At 29.7% G+C, this 17,905-nt stretch carries 18 protein-coding genes, 1 tRNA gene and 1 pseudogene; 17 read left to right on the forward strand and 3 right to left on the reverse strand.

Features of this window, described 5'->3' with window-relative positions; genetic code table 11:
• From PKV21_04335 to ispF, 4 genes are all read left to right on the forward strand, one after another.
• Window positions 1–578: hypothetical protein (locus PKV21_04335; GenBank protein ID HOM26717.1), on the forward strand; the 578-nt coding region annotated here is incomplete at its 5' end.
• Window positions 579–1,376: an alpha/beta hydrolase gene (locus tag PKV21_04340; protein HOM26718.1), complete on the forward strand. Its 798-nt coding sequence runs from the start codon at window positions 579–581 to the stop codon at window positions 1,374–1,376.
• A 12-nt stretch (window positions 1,377–1,388) separates the two neighbouring features.
• Entirely contained in the window at window positions 1,389–2,678 is a 1,290-nt protein-coding gene (locus PKV21_04345; protein HOM26719.1) for an alpha-glucosidase/alpha-galactosidase, read from the forward strand.
• Between the two features lie 6 nt (window positions 2,679–2,684).
• Window positions 2,685–3,152: a 2-C-methyl-D-erythritol 2,4-cyclodiphosphate synthase gene (gene ispF, locus PKV21_04350; protein ID HOM26720.1), complete on the forward strand. Its 468-nt coding sequence runs from the start codon at window positions 2,685–2,687 to the stop codon at window positions 3,150–3,152.
• On the opposite strand, the gene PKV21_04355 is transcribed toward ispF, so the two are convergent.
• Window positions 3,142–3,882: a sulfite exporter TauE/SafE family protein gene (locus PKV21_04355; protein ID HOM26721.1), complete on the reverse strand. Its 741-nt coding sequence runs from the start codon at window positions 3,880–3,882 to the stop codon at window positions 3,142–3,144. The genes ispF and PKV21_04355 overlap by 11 nt on opposite strands.
• Before the next feature lie 119 nt (window positions 3,883–4,001).
• Here PKV21_04355 and PKV21_04360 point away from each other — a divergent pair, with 119 nt between their 5' ends.
• The 4 genes from PKV21_04360 (at window position 4,002) to PKV21_04375 (ending at window position 8,880) form a co-directional block, all read left to right on the forward strand.
• Window positions 4,002–5,816, forward strand: coding sequence for a heparinase II/III family protein (locus PKV21_04360; GenBank protein HOM26722.1), 1,815 nt, complete (start codon window positions 4,002–4,004; stop codon window positions 5,814–5,816).
• A gap of 15 nt (window positions 5,817–5,831) precedes the next feature.
• On the forward strand, window positions 5,832–6,704 hold the full coding sequence (locus PKV21_04365; GenBank protein ID HOM26723.1) for a polysaccharide deacetylase family protein: 873 nt from the start codon (window positions 5,832–5,834) through the stop codon (window positions 6,702–6,704).
• Between the two features lie 73 nt (window positions 6,705–6,777).
• On the forward strand, window positions 6,778–7,800 hold the full coding sequence (locus PKV21_04370; protein ID HOM26724.1) for a deoxyhypusine synthase: 1,023 nt from the start codon (window positions 6,778–6,780) through the stop codon (window positions 7,798–7,800).
• Between the two features lie 81 nt (window positions 7,801–7,881).
• On the forward strand, window positions 7,882–8,880 hold the full coding sequence (locus tag PKV21_04375; GenBank protein ID HOM26725.1) for an endo-1,4-beta-xylanase: 999 nt from the start codon (window positions 7,882–7,884) through the stop codon (window positions 8,878–8,880).
• Window positions 8,881–8,890: 10 nt separating this feature from the next.
• Here the strand turns inward: PKV21_04375 and PKV21_04380 are convergent, their stop codons facing one another.
• Window positions 8,891–9,499 carry a hypothetical protein gene (locus PKV21_04380; GenBank protein ID HOM26726.1) on the reverse strand — a complete coding sequence of 203 codons (609 nt, stop codon included), beginning with the start codon at window positions 9,497–9,499 and terminating at the stop codon, window positions 8,891–8,893.
• A 73-nt stretch (window positions 9,500–9,572) separates the two neighbouring features.
• Here PKV21_04380 and PKV21_04385 point away from each other — a divergent pair, with 73 nt between their 5' ends.
• From PKV21_04385 to hisC, 7 genes and pseudogenes are all read left to right on the forward strand, one after another.
• Window positions 9,573–10,145, forward strand: coding sequence for an HD domain-containing protein (locus tag PKV21_04385; protein ID HOM26727.1), 573 nt, complete (start codon window positions 9,573–9,575; stop codon window positions 10,143–10,145).
• A 44-nt stretch (window positions 10,146–10,189) separates the two neighbouring features.
• A tRNA-Thr gene (locus tag PKV21_04390) sits at window positions 10,190–10,261 on the forward strand.
• Between the two features lie 19 nt (window positions 10,262–10,280).
• The gene (dcd, locus tag PKV21_04395) at window positions 10,281–10,817 is read left to right on the forward strand and encodes a dCTP deaminase (protein HOM26728.1); all 537 of its coding nucleotides are present in this window, start codon (window positions 10,281–10,283) and stop codon (window positions 10,815–10,817) included.
• A gap of 390 nt (window positions 10,818–11,207) precedes the next feature.
• Window positions 11,208–11,588, forward strand: a pseudogene (locus PKV21_04400) (macro domain-containing protein).
• A 123-nt stretch (window positions 11,589–11,711) separates the two neighbouring features.
• On the forward strand, window positions 11,712–12,137 hold the full coding sequence (locus PKV21_04405; GenBank protein ID HOM26729.1) for an NUDIX hydrolase: 426 nt from the start codon (window positions 11,712–11,714) through the stop codon (window positions 12,135–12,137).
• 34 nt (window positions 12,138–12,171) lie between these two features.
• Window positions 12,172–13,164: a tryptophan--tRNA ligase gene (trpS, locus tag PKV21_04410; protein HOM26730.1), complete on the forward strand. Its 993-nt coding sequence runs from the start codon at window positions 12,172–12,174 to the stop codon at window positions 13,162–13,164.
• Complete coding sequence (gene hisC, locus PKV21_04415) at window positions 13,154–14,254, forward strand: histidinol-phosphate transaminase (protein ID HOM26731.1); 1,101 nt, start codon at window positions 13,154–13,156, stop codon at window positions 14,252–14,254. The genes trpS and hisC overlap by 11 nt, the downstream gene beginning before the upstream one ends.
• 5 nt (window positions 14,255–14,259) lie before the next feature.
• Here hisC and PKV21_04420 read toward each other — a convergent pair whose 3' ends face one another.
• The gene (locus tag PKV21_04420) at window positions 14,260–15,192 is read right to left on the reverse strand and encodes a zinc-binding dehydrogenase (protein HOM26732.1); all 933 of its coding nucleotides are present in this window, start codon (window positions 15,190–15,192) and stop codon (window positions 14,260–14,262) included.
• A 245-nt stretch (window positions 15,193–15,437) separates the two neighbouring features.
• Here PKV21_04420 and PKV21_04425 point away from each other — a divergent pair, with 245 nt between their 5' ends.
• Window positions 15,438–16,217 (forward strand): type II secretion system protein, encoded by a 780-nt coding sequence (locus PKV21_04425; GenBank protein HOM26733.1) that lies wholly within the window; start codon window positions 15,438–15,440, stop codon window positions 16,215–16,217.
• A 16-nt stretch (window positions 16,218–16,233) separates the two neighbouring features.
• A partial coding sequence (locus tag PKV21_04430) for a sugar-binding protein (protein ID HOM26734.1) occupies window positions 16,234–17,905 on the forward strand: 1,672 nt, incomplete at its 3' end.

The following is a 17,905-nucleotide window of genomic DNA, read 5'->3' on the forward strand; positions in this document are numbered from 1 at the left end:
GGGAATTTTATGAAAAAAACAATGTTTTATCTCTTAATAATGGACCTCACTATGTTGGTTCTGGTGGAGTTGGTTTTACAGACCAATTACCACAACCAGATTTTGACGGAATACATGTAAGAATTAAAGACCTTTGGGGACATGCAACAACCCAAATTTTTTCTCTTGTTTCTCCACAGATGCATGAGGAATTTGCTTTAAAATATGAAGGAAGATTTTTGAGTAAATTTGGATTTAACTGTTATGGATGCTGTGAGCCATTGCATAAAAAAATAGATATTATTTTCAAACATATACCAAGATTAAGACGTCTTTCAATGAGTCCCTGGGTTGATATTGGAGAAGCAGCAGAAAAACTTGGGAAAAGAGCAATTTTTTCATGGAAACCAAATCCATCTTTTATGGCTTCAGATACATGGGAAGATGATTACATAAGAAAAACAATTACAGATGCATGTGAAAAAACAAAAAATTGTGTTATTGAAATAATACTTAAGGATATACATACTTGCAGAAATAAACCAGAAAGAATATCAAACTGGGTTAAAATTGCAAAAGAAATAGCGGAAAAATATTAAATGGAAAATAAAAAGAAAATCTCAATATGGGAAGATAAAATACCTTATTCAAAAGGAAATTCAGAGGAAGATATACCAAAATTGACTCCTTATTTAATTGAAAATAAAAAAAATAATCCATGTATAATTGTTTTCCCTGGAGGTGGATATTCTGTTAGGGCGCCTCATGAAAAGGAACCTATTGCTTTATGGTTAAATAGAATAGGAATATCTGCATTTGTTCTTGATTATCGTGTTTCTCCTTACAGATATCCTGTTCCCTTTCTTGATGCGCAGAGAAGTATAAGATTTGTAAGATATAATGCTGAAAAATTTAATATAGACCCAAATCGTATAGGAATAATTGGTTTTTCTGCAGGAGGACATCTTGCTTCTCTTACAGGAGTTCATTTTGATTATGGAAAAAAAGAGAATGACCCGATTGAAAAAATTTCTTTAAGACCTGATTTATTAATTCTGTGTTATCCTGTTATTTCATTTTTAAATTACAGCCATCAGGGTTGTATAAAAAATTTTCTTGGAGAAAATATAGATAAAGAAATTCTTGAATTTTTATCATCTGAAAAACAGGTCAAGAAAGATACTCCACCGTGTTTTATTTGGCATACTCAGAATGATGATGTTGTTCCTGTTCAGCACAGTATTTTATTTGCTCTATCCCTTAAAGAAAAAAATATTGATTTTGAACTTCATATTTTTGAAAAAGGACTTCATGGGCTTGGACTTGCAGAAAATGATTTTTCAGTTTCTTACTGGACTATTTTATGTGAAAAATGGTTAAGGAAACATAATTTTTAAAAGGAGTTAAAAATGAAGATAGCGATAATCGGAGCGGGAAGTTTAGGATTTACAAAAAGATTTATCATTGATATTATAAGTGTTCCAGAATTAAGAAATTTTACACTTGCTTTAAATGATATTGATGAGGAAAGATTGAATTTAATAACAAAATGGGCAAATGCTTTAAAAAAACAGGAAAATTTAAAAATTGAAATTTTATCTTCAACTGATAGAAAAGATGTTATTAAAAATTCTGACTATATTATAAATACAATCAGAGTAGGAGGACTTGAAGCATTTGAACTTGATGTTTCTATTCCGAGGAAATATGGGGTTCATCAGGCAGTCGGAGATACAGTTGGTCCAGGTGGTGTATTTTATGCTTTAAGAACAATTCCAGTTTTACTTGAAATATGTGAGGATATTAAAAAATTATGTCCGGATGCATGGTTTTTGAATTATACAAATCCAATGGCAATGAATACATGGGCAATGATAAAATACGGACATAAAAAAGTTGTTGGACTTTGTCACAGTATTCAGGGAACTGCCTGGCAATTATCAAGTTATATAGGAGTACCCTATGAAGAAGTTTATTACTGGGCAGCAGGAATAAATCATATGTCATGGTTTCTTGAATTTAAAAGAAATGGAAAAGACCTTTATCCTGAATTATTTGAAGCAATGAAAAACCCTGAAATTTTCAAAAAAGACCCTGTGAGATTTGAAATAATGAAACATTTTGGATATTTTGTAAGTGAGTCAAGTTTTCATATGGCTGAATATGTTCCATATTTCAACAAAAAGAAAGAACTTATAAATAAATTCAATACGCATGGATGGATATATCTTGATGTTTGTAAGAATGCTTATGACCCTGCAACTGAAAAATTAAAAAAAGAGGCAGAGGGTAAAGAAAAAATTGAAATATCAAGGAGTAACGAATATTGTTCATATATAATCCATGCACTTGAAACTGGATGTATTTTAAGATTTAACGGAAATGTTTTGAATGATGAAATAATAGATAATTTACCTTATGGATGCTGTGTTGAAGTTCCATGCTATGCAGAAAAAGGAAATATAAGGCCTGCAAAAGTTGGAAATTTACCAATCCAGTGTGCTTCTTTAAACAGATTAAATATAAATGTTCAGGAAATTACTGTTGAGGCAGCAATTAAAAGAAAAAAATCACTTGTATATCAAGCAGTTGCACTTGACCCTTTAACAGGAGCAGTATTATCACTTGAAGAAATAAAAAATATGGTTGATGAAATGTTTGAAAAAGAAAAGGAATATTTACCAGAATTTACTGATTAATTGAAAATGTATAAAACAGGGATTGGTTTTGATATTCATAAGTTTGCTGAAGGAAGAAAATTTATAATTGGAGGTATTGAAATTCCTTATGAAAAAGGGCTTATTGGACATAGTGATGGAGATGTTTTAATTCATTCAATAAGTGATGCAATACTTGGAGCACTTGGAAGACCCGATATTGGATATTACTTTCCAGATACTGATGAAAAAATAAAAGGAATAGATAGTAAAGAGATATTAAAAAGAGTGATTGGATTTTTAAAAGATGATAGATATGAAATAGTTAATATTGATAGTGTGATTATATGTGAAAAGCCAAAAATCCTTCCATATTCTGAAAAAATAAAAAAATCCCTTTCTGAAGTAATTGGTATAGAAAAAGAAAAAATAAATATAAAAGGAAAAACAACAGAAGGGATTGATAAAGGTAATTACTGTGCTTGTATTTCAATTGTATTAATTTCTAAAAAATAAGTTTTAAAGCAGAAAGAAAAGCAAGAATTTGGACAATTTGATTAAATACTTTTTGAGGGATTTTTTTTAAAAAGAATATTCCAGAAATTGCTCCAATACAAACACAAGGGAATAGAAGTAAATTGAGTTTCAAAGAATAAAAATTTATAAGTCCAAGATTTACACTGAAGGGGACTTTAAACCAGTTTAAAATAAAAAAATACCATGCTCCTGTTCCAACAAATTCTGTCTTTGGTAGTTTCATTGCAAGTAAATAAATTATTAAAATTGGTCCTGCTGCATTTGCCATCATTGTTGTAATTCCGGCAAAAAGTCCCATTATTACAGCAAAATAAAATTTTTCAGGTACTTTAATTTCTTTTTTATTCCACCACCAGTTTAGAAAAAGAATTGTAAGAATTACAAGACCAATAAATTTGCTCAACTGTTTATCATTTATTTTTCCCATTAAAAAATATCCTATAATTATTCCAGTTGCGGCAAATGGTAAAAGACGAAGGATATACTTCCAAACCGCTTTTCTTCTATAATAAGTTACTGCAAATATATCTCCCATTATAAGCATAGGTAAAATCAAACCAGTGGATGCTTTTGCAGGTAAAATCATAGCAGTTAAAGGAATTGCAAGAATACCAACTCCTGGAATCCCTGTTTTTGAGACACCAATTAAAAAAGCATATAATTCCAGCAAAAAAAGTTTAAAATGACTTAAATTATATATACTTTCCATTTTTGCCTTTAAATTTATAATTTTATCCTCTTTATGTCAAATTGATTTTTGACAAAAAATTTTCATATATTAAACTTATATCTGTGAAAAATTTTGTTTTTATTATTTTTTTATTTCTAATGGAGCAATTTATAATGGCTGAAAATTTTGACTGGATGAATAATCTGAAAAAAGAAAGACCGAGATTGATTTTAAATGATAAAGTTGTTGAAGATATAAAAACTCTAATAAAAAATGATGATACTTGCAAAAAAATTTATGTAAAGATAAAGGAAAATGCAGAAAAAATCTGTGATGAACCTGTTTCAAAATATGAAATTCCAGATGGATTGAGATTGCTTTATGTTTCAATAAAAGTTCTAAACAGAGTTTATACACTTTCACTTGTTTATAAAATTGAGGGAAATAAGAAATATTTAGAAAGATTATGGAATGAAATCTATACCGCAGGAAATTTTCCTGACTGGAATCCAAAACATTTTCTTGATACTGCGGAAATGGCTCATGCTTTTGCAATTGCTTATGACTGGTGTTATTATGACTGGACAGAGGACCAGAGAAAGATAATACGAGAAGCACTTTTAAATAAGGCATTGAAGGTCGCTTTGGATTGTTATGAAGGGAAAATTCCTTATGGCTGGTGGACAAGGTCAAAACATAACTGGAATCAGGTATGTAATGGTGGAATTGGGATTGCATGTCTTTCTCTTTTAGATGAATATCCTGAAATATGTTCAAAAATTCTTGATAATATTATGAAATCATTACCCCTTGCAATGAAAGAATTTGCTCCTGATGGTGGTTGGGGAGAAGGCCCTGGATATTGGGCTTATGCAACTGAATATAATTTTATCTTTCTTACTTATCTTGATAACTGTATAAATTATAATTTTGATTTCTGGAATTATGAAGGTGTATCTGAAACAGGATTTTTCCCGATATATATAACCGGACCTGTTGATAAAACTTTTAATTTTGCAGATAGTGGTGACGGACCAGTAAGAAGTTCCCAGTTATTTTACTTATCAAAAAAATTTAAAAAGCCTGTTTTTGCCTGGTATCCAATTAAATACCCAAGATACCATCCTCTTGATTTAATCTGGTTTACGGATTATTCTGACTCGGAAAAAGAAAATTTGCCATTAGATAAATATTTCAGATATGTAGAAGTTGTTACAATGAGGACTTCATGGAATAACAGGGATGCTTTATTTGTTGGATTTAAAGGAGGTAGAAATAATTTTAATCACTCTCATCTTGATATAGGCAGTTTTGTTTTTGATGCTTATGGTTACAGATGGATTATTGATTTGGGTCTTGATAATTATAATTTGCCAGGTTATTTCGGTAAGAATAGATGGGATTTTTACAGATTAAGGGCTGAAGGACATAATACAATTGTTATCAATCCTTCAGAAAAATTTGACCAGGAACCAGATGCAATATCAAAAATAGTAAATTTTGGTTCCAAAAATGAGTATTCTTTTGCAATTTCTGATTTGACGGATGCTTATAGAAAATATGCTAAAAGTGTAAAGAGAGGAATCTTGCTTAACAAAAAAGAAAAATTTTTACTCATACAGGATGAGATTGAATTGAAAGAAAAAGGAGAGATATGGTGGTTTTTACATACAGGTTGTGATATTGAAATAGGGGAAAGCAAAAAAGAAGTTATTTTAAAACAAAAAAATACAGAATTGAAAGTTAAAGTTATTTCTCCGTCAGATGCTCAATTTTTAATAATGGATGCAAAACCACTTTCTTCTTCTCCAAATCCAACAGGTCAGAATGAAAACAAAGGAATTAAAAAAATTGCTCTTAATTTTAAAAATACTGATAATTTGAGGATTTCAGTAATATTAGTCCCTTTAAAACCGGGTAATAAATTTTCTCCTTTTACCCCTTCATTAATCCCATTAAATGATTGGCAATAGAAACTGACTTAAATTATGGAAAAAATAATACATATAATCTGGACAATGGATTGTGAGTTTCCTAAAAGTCCTTTTGGTGGTCCTGAAAACTGGGAAATTGCTGAAAAATCTGTTAATGGATTTCTTGAAGTACTGACAAAGCACTGTCAAAAAGCAACTTTTTTTGTAACTCCAGAAGTTATTCAGAAAAAATTTAATGTATTTTCAGAAAAAAATAAAAATTTTGAAATTGGTATGCATTTACATCCATTTGATGACAGTAATAAAAAGAAATTATATATGGGACAGATGAGGAAAGAAGAACAGGAAAAGGTATTAAAAGAAAATAGAGAAAAATGGATACAATCAGCTGGTTTTGAACCCAGAAGTTTTAGACCCGGAAATTTTTCTGCAAATGATTATACCTTTCCTTTACTTTTAAAACTCGGTTTTTTTCAGGGAAGCGTATCTAGTCCTTATCGTAAAATGGAAAAATTTTTTACTGATTGGGAAGGTGCTTTACTTGACCCACATCATACGAATGAAAAATCAAGATTGATTGAGGGGAAATTAGATTTTTTTGAAGTCCCAGTAACTGTTGACCCATTTAGAAAAAAAAGGATAGATGGAACTTCTTATGAATTGAGGATTGAATGGGGTGATATTTCAGAACATATAGTGACTATTGAAAATGTTTTGAAAAGATTGAAAAAAGAAAATCCACCTGTAAAAAGTATTGTTTCAATTACCCATAATACTTTTGATTATACTCTGAAAAATTCAAAATATCGTTCTACTCTTGAAAAACTTATTTTATTCATTCAGGAATTAATTATAAAAGAAAACTTCACACCTTTATCCATAACAATAGAAGAACTTCATAAGAAAGTAGATGGAAAGGATTTATGAAATTTACAAGTTAAATAAATTGTAGTAAAATCAATAGCGAAGAAATTTCAATTTAAAATCAAAAGGAGGCAAAATGAAAAAAAGTAAAAAAAATTATTTGAAAATTCCTGTTGAACATGTTGATATTAAAAAAATAGATGCAATTCCAATAGTTGAAATGTATTCCAGAATGTCTTTTTCAGCAAGAACTCTTGCATATGGTGCTTTACTTTATGAGAAAATGCTTAAAGATGAGGAGGTAACTGTAATTTTAACTCTTGCAGGTTCCCTTTTCAGTGCAGGACTTAAGAATGCTGTATGTGATCTGGTAAGAAATAATCTTGTTGATATAATTGTTTCTACAGGAGCAATAATAGTTGACCAGGATTTTTTTGAAGCATTGGGTTTTAGACATTATATAGGAAGTCCTGATGTTGACGATAGAGAACTTAATAAACTTCATATAGACAGAATATATGATACTTATATTGATGAAGACGAATTAAGAATTTGTGATATGACTGTTGCTGAAATTGCAGAAAAACTTGAACCAAAACCTTATTCATCAAGAGAGTTTATAAAGGAGATGGGGAGATATTTAAAAGAGAAAGGAATTAAAAGCGATGATTCAGTTGTACTTGCTTGCTATGAAAAAAATGTTCCTATTTTTGTTCCTGCTTTTTCAGATTGTTCTGCTGGGTTTGGGCTTGTTTATCATCAAATAAAACATCCAGAAAAACATGTTTCAATTGATTCTGTGAAGGACTTTAAAGAACTTACAGAATTGAAAATTGCTGCAAATCAAACAGGGGTTGTAATGCTTGGTGGAGGGGTTCCTAAAAACTTTACACAGGATATAGTTGTCTGTGCCGATGTTTTAAATAAAACAGTTCCAATGCATAAATATGCAATTCAGATTACTGTTGCGGATGTTAGAGATGGAGCACTTTCAAGTTCAACATTAAAAGAAGCACATTCATGGGGTAAAGTTGATTTTCCAAATACAGAAATGATTTATTCTGAAGTTACAGTTGCATTTCCAATAATCGCTGCCTATGTATATCAAAAGGTGAAAAATAGAAAACCGAGAAACTGGAATAAATTTTTTGAAAAATGATTTTAAATGAAAAACATAACTATTTCTATATATTTTATTTTAACAACATTTCTTTTTGCCCAAAGTAAAAATGGAGGAGAAATGGATAAACAAATACCTTCTTTATGTGAAGTATATAAAGATTATTTTCCAATTGGAGCAGCAGTTAACTTAAAAACTGTAGTTTCTCATGCGGATTTACTGAAAAAACATTTTAATAGTATAACTCCTGAAAATCATACAAAATGGGGTTTAATTCATCCTTTACCTAATAAATATAATTTTGAAGATGCAGATAAAATAATAAATTTCGCAATTGAAAACAAAATGAAAATAAGAGGGCATACACTTGTTTGGCATATTCAGGTTCCTGAATGGGTTTTTAAAGATGAAAAGGGGAACTGGATAGATAAGGATACACTTTTGAAACGACTTTATGAACATATTAAAACTGTTGTTGGATATTATAAAGGTAAAGTTTATGCATGGGATGTTGTAAATGAGGCAATTTCAGACAAAGAAGGAGAGTTTTTAAGAGATGAGCCATGGTACAAAATTGGAGGAGAAGAGGTTATAGAAAAAGCATTTATTTGGGCTCATGAAGTAGACCCAGATGCTATTTTGTTTTATAATGATTATAATCTGGAATTACCATCTAAAAGAGAAAAGGCATATCAATTGATTAAAAAACTGAAAGAAAAAGGAATTCCTGTTGGAGGGATAGGCATTCAGGCACACTGGGGATTATATGGAATAACGCCAGAAGATTTAGAAGAGAGTATTAAGAAATTCTCTACACTTGGTGTTCAGATACAGATTACAGAGTTTGACATTTCAATATATCTTGATAAAAATGAAAAATTTAATTCCATTGAAGAAGTTCCTGAAGAAAGAATAAAAAAGCAGATAGAACTTTACAAAAAAGTATTTGAAATTTTAAGAAAACATAAAAATCTAATCACTGGTGTTACTTTCTGGGGAGTTGCAGATGATATTACATGGCTTGATTATTTCCCTGTTAAAGGTAGAAAAAACTTTCCTCTTTTATTTGACATTTATCATAAACCTAAAAAAGTTTTCTGGGAAATTATAAATTTTTGATTTTATTTTTTCAAAATTTATGAAGAATTAAGTTTATTCCCCAGTAAATAAAAATTAAAAAGCCTAAAAATTTAAACAAAACTTTCACCTTTGAATGAAAAAGGATTTTCTGTAAAAAATATGGAATAAAACCAATTATTAACAGCACAGGGAAAATTATAGAACTGAGAGCAAATAGAAAACCAGCAGAAAAACCGAAAAAAATACCTTTATTTAAATATGCAATATAAAAAATTAATCCTATTAAAGGAGCGCATGGAGTTATTCCTTCTATAATTCCTAAAAATATAGGTGTAGATGTTTTAAAAACTTTTACATATTTTTTTGAAGGAAATAAAAAAAGTATACCTATTAAAATAAGAATTAAACCTGATATATATGAAAAAACTTCTTTTTGAATAATACTCTGAATATAATTTCCAAAATAAGAAGCAAGTCCTCCAATAAATCCATAAATAAAAATCTTGCTTATGCTGAATAAAGAAGCAATTTTGATTCCTCCTTTCCAGTTATCTGATTCTTTTATAACCACAGGAAAAAGTAAAAAACAACAATGAAATCCACAAAAACTTATTCCTACAAGAAAGCCGGACAAGAAAAATTGAAGTAAAAATTTCATGATTAAATTTTAATCTTTATTTTTAAAAGCAGTCAATTTTAAAAAAATAAAAATTTATTTTTGAAAAATCATTATGATATACTATAAAAAAAAGGAAATTAAAATGACAAGGGATGATGGTTTTGAACTTTTGAAAAAATATATTTCAAATAAAAATCTCATAAAACACTCTCTTGCGTGTGAAGCAATTATGAGAAAACTGGCTAAATATTTTGGTGAAAATGAAGAAATCTGGGGACTTGCTGGTTTACTTCATGACCTTGATTATGAATATACAAAAGATAATCCTGAAATTCATGGTTTAAAAACTATTGAAATGCTGGGTGACAGTGTAAATGAAGAAATAAAGAATGCAATTCTTGCTCATGCTGAAAAGAAAAATCCAGAAACAAAAATTGAAAAATCTTTATATGCAGTTGACCCTGTTAGTGGGTTTATTGTTGCCTGTGTACTTATAAGACCTGAAAAGAAACTTGAAATTATAGATATTGAATTTTTGAAAAATAGATTTAAAGAAAAAAGTTTTGCAAAGGGAGCCAACAGAGAACAGATAAAAACATGTGAGACACTGGGAATTAAACTTGATGAATTTCTTTCTCTATCACTTGAAAGTATGAAAAAAATTGCTGTAGAACTTGGCCTTTGAGTTGACAAGAAGGATGAATTTTTCTATAATAAATTAAAATTAAAGCCACCTTAGCTCAGCGGTAGAGCAGGGCACTTGTAATGCTCAGGTCCGGGGTTCAAATCCCCGAGGTGGCTCTTAATCTAATTTTTCAAAATGGTCAAGTCAGATAAATGGATTAAAAAAATGGCTCAGAAAGGTATGATAGAGCCATTTTTTCCTGAAAAGATTAAAAAAGGAATTTCTTTTGGACTTTCCTCTTATGGATATGATTTTACAATTTCAAATGAATTTTTGATTTTTAAAGGTAAAATTGCATCTCCAAAACAAATAACAGAAAATGATTTTGAAAAATATAAAGGAAATGTTTGCAAGATTCCTCCAAATAGTTTTGTTCTTGGGAAAAGTGTTGAATATTTTAGAATTCCAAGGGAAGTAATTGGAATTTGTTTTGGAAAATCTACTTATGCAAGATGTGGAATAATTATAAATGTAACCCCTCTTGAGCCAGAATGGGAAGGATTTATTACAATACAAATAGCAAATCTAACTCCTGTTGAAGGTGAAGTTTATGCTGGAGAAGGGATTGGCCAGGTTATATTTTTATCTGCAGATGAAATATGTGAAAAATCTTATAAAGACCATTCTGGAAAATATAATAATGCAAAAGATATACAACTTCCTAAAATATAAGTAAAATTATTTCTTAAATCCCAAGTAAATACTTGCTCAACTACAGGTATAAAACATTGGAATTTGAAAAATTCCAAGTGTTTTTTCTGGCGTTTTTTGCCCAGAACAAATAAAAATACCTTAAGTCCCCCTCAAAGATTGAGGGGGTGCTGGTGCGACGAATAAGGAGCACCGATTAGCACGGGTGGCGAGATGGTGAGCCACCTATTTAGGGGAGTTGATACCTATTGAGGATTTTAAAGGGGTTTAAACCCCTTTAAGAAAGAACCGTAGTTGACAATAAAAACAAAATATAACAAAATAAAAAAGTAAATGGGATTCAGTAAAGATTTACAATCCTGAGTTTAATTATGTTATAATAACTTTATGGAAAAGATTATATTTTTTTTAATGGGTGTAAAAATCTGCGTTAAAAAAGGAGATATTCTTGAGGAAAAAGTTGATGCTATTGTAAATCCTTCAAATACAAATTTTACTATGGGTGGTGGACTTGCAAAAAAAATAAAAGAAAAAGGTGGAAATGAAATTGAAAAAATGGCAAAGCGGAAAGGAAGAGTACAGCCCGGGTATTGTATTTATACAGATTCCGGTAAATTACTTTCAAAATATATAATTCACGCAGTAACAATGGATATGGATTTTAAGTCAGATTATGATGTAATAAAAAAATGTATGGAAAACTCTTTTAAACTCTGTAATGATTTGAAGATAAAAACTATTTCTTTTCCTGCTATTGGTTGCGGAACAGGAAAACTTGATAGTAAAAAAATTGCAGAGATTATGGTAAGGGAAACATTAAGATATTTATCGGGTAAATTTGAAACAGATGAAATAAACTTTGTACTTTTTAAAAAGAGAGATTACGAGAATTTTTGTAATGTTTTTGAAGAGTATTTGAAAAATTTGACTAAAAAGACGTATAAAAATCCAATTCCCACAGTTGATATAATAATTGAATATAATGATGGAATAGTTTTAATAGAAAGAAAAAATTATCCTTTTGGCTGGGCAATACCAGGGGGTTTTGTTGAATATGGAGAAAGTTGTGAAGAAACTGCAATTAGAGAGGCAAAAGAAGAAACAGGACTTGAACTTGAAGATTTGAGACAGTTTAAGACATATTCAAAACCAGGGAGAGACCCAAGATTTCATACAATAACAACCGTTTTTACAGCAAAAGGTAAAGGATATTTAAAAAGTGGAGATGATGCAAAAAATGCTTCAGTTTTTAATGAAAAAAATTTACCCGAAAATATTGCTTTTGACCACAGGGATGTACTTATGGAATACTTTTATTTTAAAAACAAATTAAGAAATTAAGAAGTTCATAAGTTAATAAGTTCAGGAGTTAAAAGTGAAAAAAATAATTTTAAGTGGTATGAGACCAACCGGACCTTTACACATAGGACATTTATTTGGCGCTTTAAAAAACTGGAAAAAATTACAGGATGAAGGATATAAATGTTTCTATATGATTGCTGATTATCATGCTTTAAGTACAGAATATGCAAATCCCCGTAAAATAAAAGAATATGTAGAAGAAATGGCTATTGATTTTATCTCTTCTGGACTTGACCCGGAAAAGTCAACAATTTTCATTCAATCTCTTGTACCTGAGCATACTGAGTTACATTTAATATTTTCAATGATTGTTCCTATTCCTTATCTTGAAAGAAATCCAGTTTATAAAGAACAGATAGAAGAATTGAAAGATAAGGAACTGCATACTTATGGGTTTTTAGGTTACCCGGTATTACAGGCAGCAGATATTTTGATTTATAAGGCAAACTTTGTTCCAATAGGGATTGACCAACTTCCTCATCTTGAGTTGACAAGAGAAATAGCAAGAAAGTTTAATTATTTATATGGAGAAACATTCCCTGAACCTGAACCTCTTTTAACAGAAACACCAAAAATTCCAGGAACAGATGGAAGAAAAATGAGTAAGTCATATAATAACTGTATTTTTTTAAAAGATAGCCCAGAAATTATAGAAGAAAAGGTAAGTAAAATGTTTACAGACCCTAAAAGAATTTACAGAAGAGACCCAGGACATCCTGAAACCTGTCCTGTTTTTGCCTATCATAAAATTTTTAATGAAAAAAGAGTAGGGGAGATAGAAAAGGATTGTAAAGGTGCTGTAATTGGATGTACTGATTGTAAAAAAGAACTTGGGAAAAAGATTGTTGAATATCTTGAAGAAATAAGAAAAAAAAGAGAGAAAATTGAGAAAAATAAGAAAGATTTGATGGAGATACTTTTGGAAGGAAGCAAGAAAGCAAGAGAAACAGCAATTAAAACGATTTATGAAGTAAAAGAAAAAATAGGGGTTAAATATGAAAAATAATATTGAAAAACTTGTAAGAAAAGAATTAAAAGAAATTGCTCCTTATGTTCCGGGTAAACCTATTGATGAAGTTAAAAGAATTTACAATATTGACAGAATAATAAAACTTGCTTCAAACGAAAATCCTCTTGGATATTCTCCGAAGGTAAAAGAAGTAATAAAAGAAAATCTTGATGATATAAACAGATATCCTGATGGTTCTGGATATTATCTGAAAAAAGAACTGGCAAATTTTCTTAATATATCTGAAGATGAAATAATTCTTGGCAGTGGTTCAAGTGAAGTTATATCACTTGCTATTGAAGCATTTGTAAATCCTGGTGAAGAAGTAATTTATCCATTTCCATCTTTCATTATTTACAGAATTCTGGTTTTAAAGGTTGGGGGAGTTCCCGTTGAAGTTCACCTTGAAAATGATTTTTCTTACAACATTGATAGAATTCTGGAAAAAATTAATTCAAAGACAAAAGTGATAATTTTATGTAATCCAAATAATCCAACAGGAACAATTTTATATAAAAACCAACTTGAAAGATTTCTGAATAAAATTCCTGATAATATTATTGTGATTTCTGATGAAGCATACTTTGAATATGTTGAGGATAAAAATTTTGGAACGTGTTTTCCATATTACAAAGAAAAAAATATTGTAATTACAAGAAGTTTTTCAAAAATTTATGGACTTGCTTCTTTAAGGATTGGATACGGAATAGGGAAAAGTGAGATTTTAAATTATATGGAAAGAATTAGACCCCCTTTTAATACAACAGGTATTGCACAGATTGCTGCTATAACTGCATTAAAAGATATGGATTTTGTTAAAAAATCAATTGAAAATAATATAAAAGGAAAAAAGTTCCTTTATGAAAATTTTAAAAAACTGGGGATTGATTATATACCTACTGAAGCGAATTTTATACTTTGCAGATTTAAAGGAGATGCAACTTTTATAGTAAAAGAACTTGAAAAGGCCGGTGTAATAGTACGGGGAATGAAAAGTTTTGGACTATCAAACGAATATGTCAGAATTACTATAGGAACAGAAGAAGAAAATAGAATTCTTATAGAAAAACTTTCAAAATTGATTTAATTTCTTTATTCAAAAAGAAGAACTGCTTTTATATATCCTTCGGGTTTTTCAAGTGTTGTTCTCATTGCTTTATCTATTTCTTTAACTGAAAATCTGTGTGTAATCAGTTTTTCAAGGTTAAATTTTCTATTTTCAAGAAGTTTTATTCCTCTTTCAAAGTTATCCATATTTCTTTTAATTCCCATTACAGGAGAAGGGTTTAATATATGCAGACCTTTTGAATGCCACAAACCTGCATTCACAGTTCTTTCTCCGTGATGCCATGAAAAAATCGCAAGTTTACCTGCTTTATTTATTATTTCTTCCGCGAGATTTAAAGCTTCCTGAACTCCTGCACATTCAATTACAATATCAAATCTATTTCTGTACTTTTCAATATCAAATCCTTTCTTAATATTCACTGTTTCAGTTGCTCCATACTCTTCTGCAAGTTTAAGATTATATTCTTTTATATCAAAGACGACAATTTCTTCAACAGGAAAACCGGAAAGTCCTTGAAGATTTAAAAGTCCCATAAAACCAGCACCAATTAAAGCAATTTTATCCCCAGGTGAAACAGAATAAAAATTAATAGCATTTAAGACACAGGCAACTGGTTCAACTATATATTTTGCAGGGTCATCAACTTTTATAGAAAATTTTTTAACATCTTTTTCTTTCATTTTCTGGTATAAACTCCAGTTAAAGCAGACCACATAATCACCTTCTTTGATATTTTTAACTTCTTTCCCTTTTTCAACTACAACTCCAATTCCTTCATGTCCTATAATCGAATTTTCTGGTAATTTTTCTATACCAGCAAAAAGAGATGATTCCCACATACATATACCATTTGCAAGACATTTAATCATAACTTCGTCATTCTTTACATCTTCAATTTCATGTTCCCTTATTTCAAACTTTTCTTTATCCATATAAAAAACACTATATCCTCTCATTTTCACTCCTTTTTGAATTTATTTTAGCATAACAAAATTTATTAAAAAATTTTTCCTATTCCCACCTTTGAGGTGGGAAATGGAAAGCAAGAAAAAATTTGGGATAACTCCAGCACAATATAGAAAAATTATATAAAAGAGCAAAAAATTACAAAAAACAGCAAAAAATTACATAAATTTCTCTTGACTATAATTAAATTTTAAAGTTAAATTTATAAAGATGAAAATAAAAAAGGAGGTGTGGTATGAAGAAAAGAGGGTTTACTTTGATAGAGTTGCTTGTTGTGGTGGCAATAATCGCAATTTTGGCAGCGATGTTACTTCCAGCATTAAGTAAAGCAAGAGAAAGGGCAAGACAGGCAGTTTGTATGAGTAATTTAAAACAGATCTGGCATGCTCTATGGATGTATACAGAAGACCATGATGGATGGTTTTTACCCGCAAGAACACCTTATCCTGATTATTCGGATGGAGTTGTTTCATTACAACCTTGGTTTGAATTACTTGGAAATTATGGGAAAGGATATGGAGGAACTGATAAAAAATATACTCCATTAGATTATGGTGTATATATTGGAGTCGGAAATTATGAACGTCATACAAAAGGTAAAGCATTACGTTGTCCAAGTGAAAGAAGACCATTTACTTATACTCATTACCATATAAATATTTGGCTTGTTGGAAGTTATACTACAAGTAGCGATGGATATATCCCTGATCCAACTTATGGTCCTTATTTAAAAAAGATGAACAAGGTTAGAAATCCTTCAGTTGCAATATGGGTGACAGATGGTGCAGCTCCTGATCAACATAGTATATCCTATATGTATTATTATTATAAACATTCCCAGACCGGTAATATTTATAATTGTTTTAAGCATATAAATGACATCTGTAATATTTTATATGTAGATGGACATGTTGAAGGAAGGTCAGCAAGTTCTTTAAATATAGCAAAAGGACAGGGACCAAATACTCCATTAAGAAGAGGATTTGTATTACCTAGTGGTGGTTATAATCCATAAATAACAGGGAGGAGATATGTTCAAAAGAGTATTTGTTTTTTTCTTTTTTATTATTTTTTTATGTTTTGGAGATGCAAAACTTGTTTTTTACTTAAATTTTGAAAATGAAGAGGTAAAGGATATAGTTGGAAATAGAGTTGGAGAGTTGAAAGGTGGAAAATTTGTAGAAGGAAAAGTTGGAAAAGGTATATATTTTTATGGGAAAGAAAAAGAAGCAGAATGTATAATTTTTAAAGATTTAGCAAAGGATAAATTTTTTCAGAATTTTGAAGGAGGACCATTTACAATAAGTGTATGGATAAAACCAGATTCAACAAAAGAACATAATAAACAGCAGGAAATATTAAATACAGCAGGAGATATAGGACCTGGATGGCGGCTTACATATACATGGAGGACGATACTATTCAGAACAGGGACTGGAAAAAGAGATGCAGAAGGGAAAGGAGAATACTGGGAAGTTAAAACAAATCCAAGTATAGATAAGGTTAATCTTGATGAATGGAATCATATAGTTGTTGTAAGAAATGAAGAAGGTATTTTATCTTTATATTTAAATAGTAAAAAGGTTGCAGAAAGTGATAAAAAGTTTGATATTATCCCTTCAAATAGATTTTTGACAGTTGGGGCTTATCTTGGTGGTTATGCTTATGGATTTAAAGGAGTGATAGATGAAGTAAAGATATATAAAGGTGCTTTAAGTGCGGAAGAAATTTTTAAAGAATACAAAGGAGACACGGAAAAAAAAATTAAACTTGATGGAAAACTTGATGAAGATATATGGAAAAAAGGGAAAGTATTTACAAATTTTAATTTAATAAATTCAACAAATTTATCACCTGTTCAAACTAAGGTTATCTTTAATTATGATACAGATAACCTCTATTTTGCTTTTATATGCGACGAGCCGAATATTGAAAAACTAAAAAATGAAATAAAAGAGAACTCATTAAAAGTATATAGAGATGATAGTGTTGAGATAATGCTTGATACTGATAATAATAAAGGAGATTATTACCACTTTTTATTCAATCCGGGTGGTTATTATGGAGTTAAATTCAGGACACAAAGTGGATTTGTTGGTTCAGAGGTAAAAGATTTTAAATTATATACAGGAAGTTTGATAGAAAAAGGTAAATGGATAGTTGAGATAGTCATTCCATATTCTTCTTTAACACTTGAAAGAATAAAAAATGATATATCTTTGAATTTTGCAAGAAATAGAAGGGTTGATTTGCCTTCGAGAGAAGAAAGTTCAATTGCAGAGAAAGGACAATTTCATAATCCATTTGCTTTTATTCCTGTAAAACTTGAGAATATTGACCTATCATTATATGCTGTTGAATTTAAGGACATAAACATAATTGATACAGAGAAAAAAGATGAAAAATTAAATGTGAAAATAAAAGGAAATTTGAAAAATTTAAGTTCAAAAGAAAGATTGCTGGATTTAGAATTATATGAAGAAAAACTTGGTATTTTAGGGAAGACAAGTTTACAGGTATTACCAGAAAGAGAAAGGGAGATAATTTTAAATATAAATGTTCCAGAGCCAAAGGAGTACAAATTTGGTATAGATATAAAGGATAAAGGGAGAACAATTTACAGCAGTATATTTCCATTAAAAGTTACATACATACCAATTTCAATTGACCTTTTAAAACCATTATACAGAAATTCAATATATT

Source organism: bacterium (assembly GCA_035371905.1).
Classification (GTDB): domain Bacteria; phylum Ratteibacteria; class UBA8468; order B48-G9; family JAFGKM01; genus JAMWDI01.

Coding starts and splice junctions, on each gene's coding strand:
- PKV21_04420 (HOM26732.1), bottom strand. CDS start 15,192: ATGAGAGGATATAGTGTTTTTTATATGGATAAAGAAAAGTTTGAAATA.
- PKV21_04365 (HOM26723.1), top strand. CDS start 5,832: ATGGAAAAAATAATACATATAATCTGGACAATGGATTGTGAGTTTCCT.
- PKV21_04340 (HOM26718.1), top strand. CDS start 579: ATGGAAAATAAAAAGAAAATCTCAATATGGGAAGATAAAATACCTTAT.
- PKV21_04425 (HOM26733.1), top strand. CDS start 15,438: ATGAAGAAAAGAGGGTTTACTTTGATAGAGTTGCTTGTTGTGGTGGCA.
- PKV21_04360 (HOM26722.1), top strand. CDS start 4,002: ATGGAGCAATTTATAATGGCTGAAAATTTTGACTGGATGAATAATCTG.
- ispF (HOM26720.1), top strand. CDS start 2,685: ATGTATAAAACAGGGATTGGTTTTGATATTCATAAGTTTGCTGAAGGA.
- PKV21_04345 (HOM26719.1), top strand. CDS start 1,389: ATGAAGATAGCGATAATCGGAGCGGGAAGTTTAGGATTTACAAAAAGA.
- PKV21_04375 (HOM26725.1), top strand. CDS start 7,882: ATGGATAAACAAATACCTTCTTTATGTGAAGTATATAAAGATTATTTT.
- PKV21_04380 (HOM26726.1), bottom strand. CDS start 9,499: ATGAAATTTTTACTTCAATTTTTCTTGTCCGGCTTTCTTGTAGGAATA.
- hisC (HOM26731.1), top strand. CDS start 13,154: ATGAAAAATAATATTGAAAAACTTGTAAGAAAAGAATTAAAAGAAATT.
- PKV21_04355 (HOM26721.1), bottom strand. CDS start 3,882: ATGGAAAGTATATATAATTTAAGTCATTTTAAACTTTTTTTGCTGGAA.
- PKV21_04370 (HOM26724.1), top strand. CDS start 6,778: ATGAAAAAAAGTAAAAAAAATTATTTGAAAATTCCTGTTGAACATGTT.
- PKV21_04385 (HOM26727.1), top strand. CDS start 9,573: ATGATATACTATAAAAAAAAGGAAATTAAAATGACAAGGGATGATGGT.
- dcd (HOM26728.1), top strand. CDS start 10,281: ATGGTCAAGTCAGATAAATGGATTAAAAAAATGGCTCAGAAAGGTATG.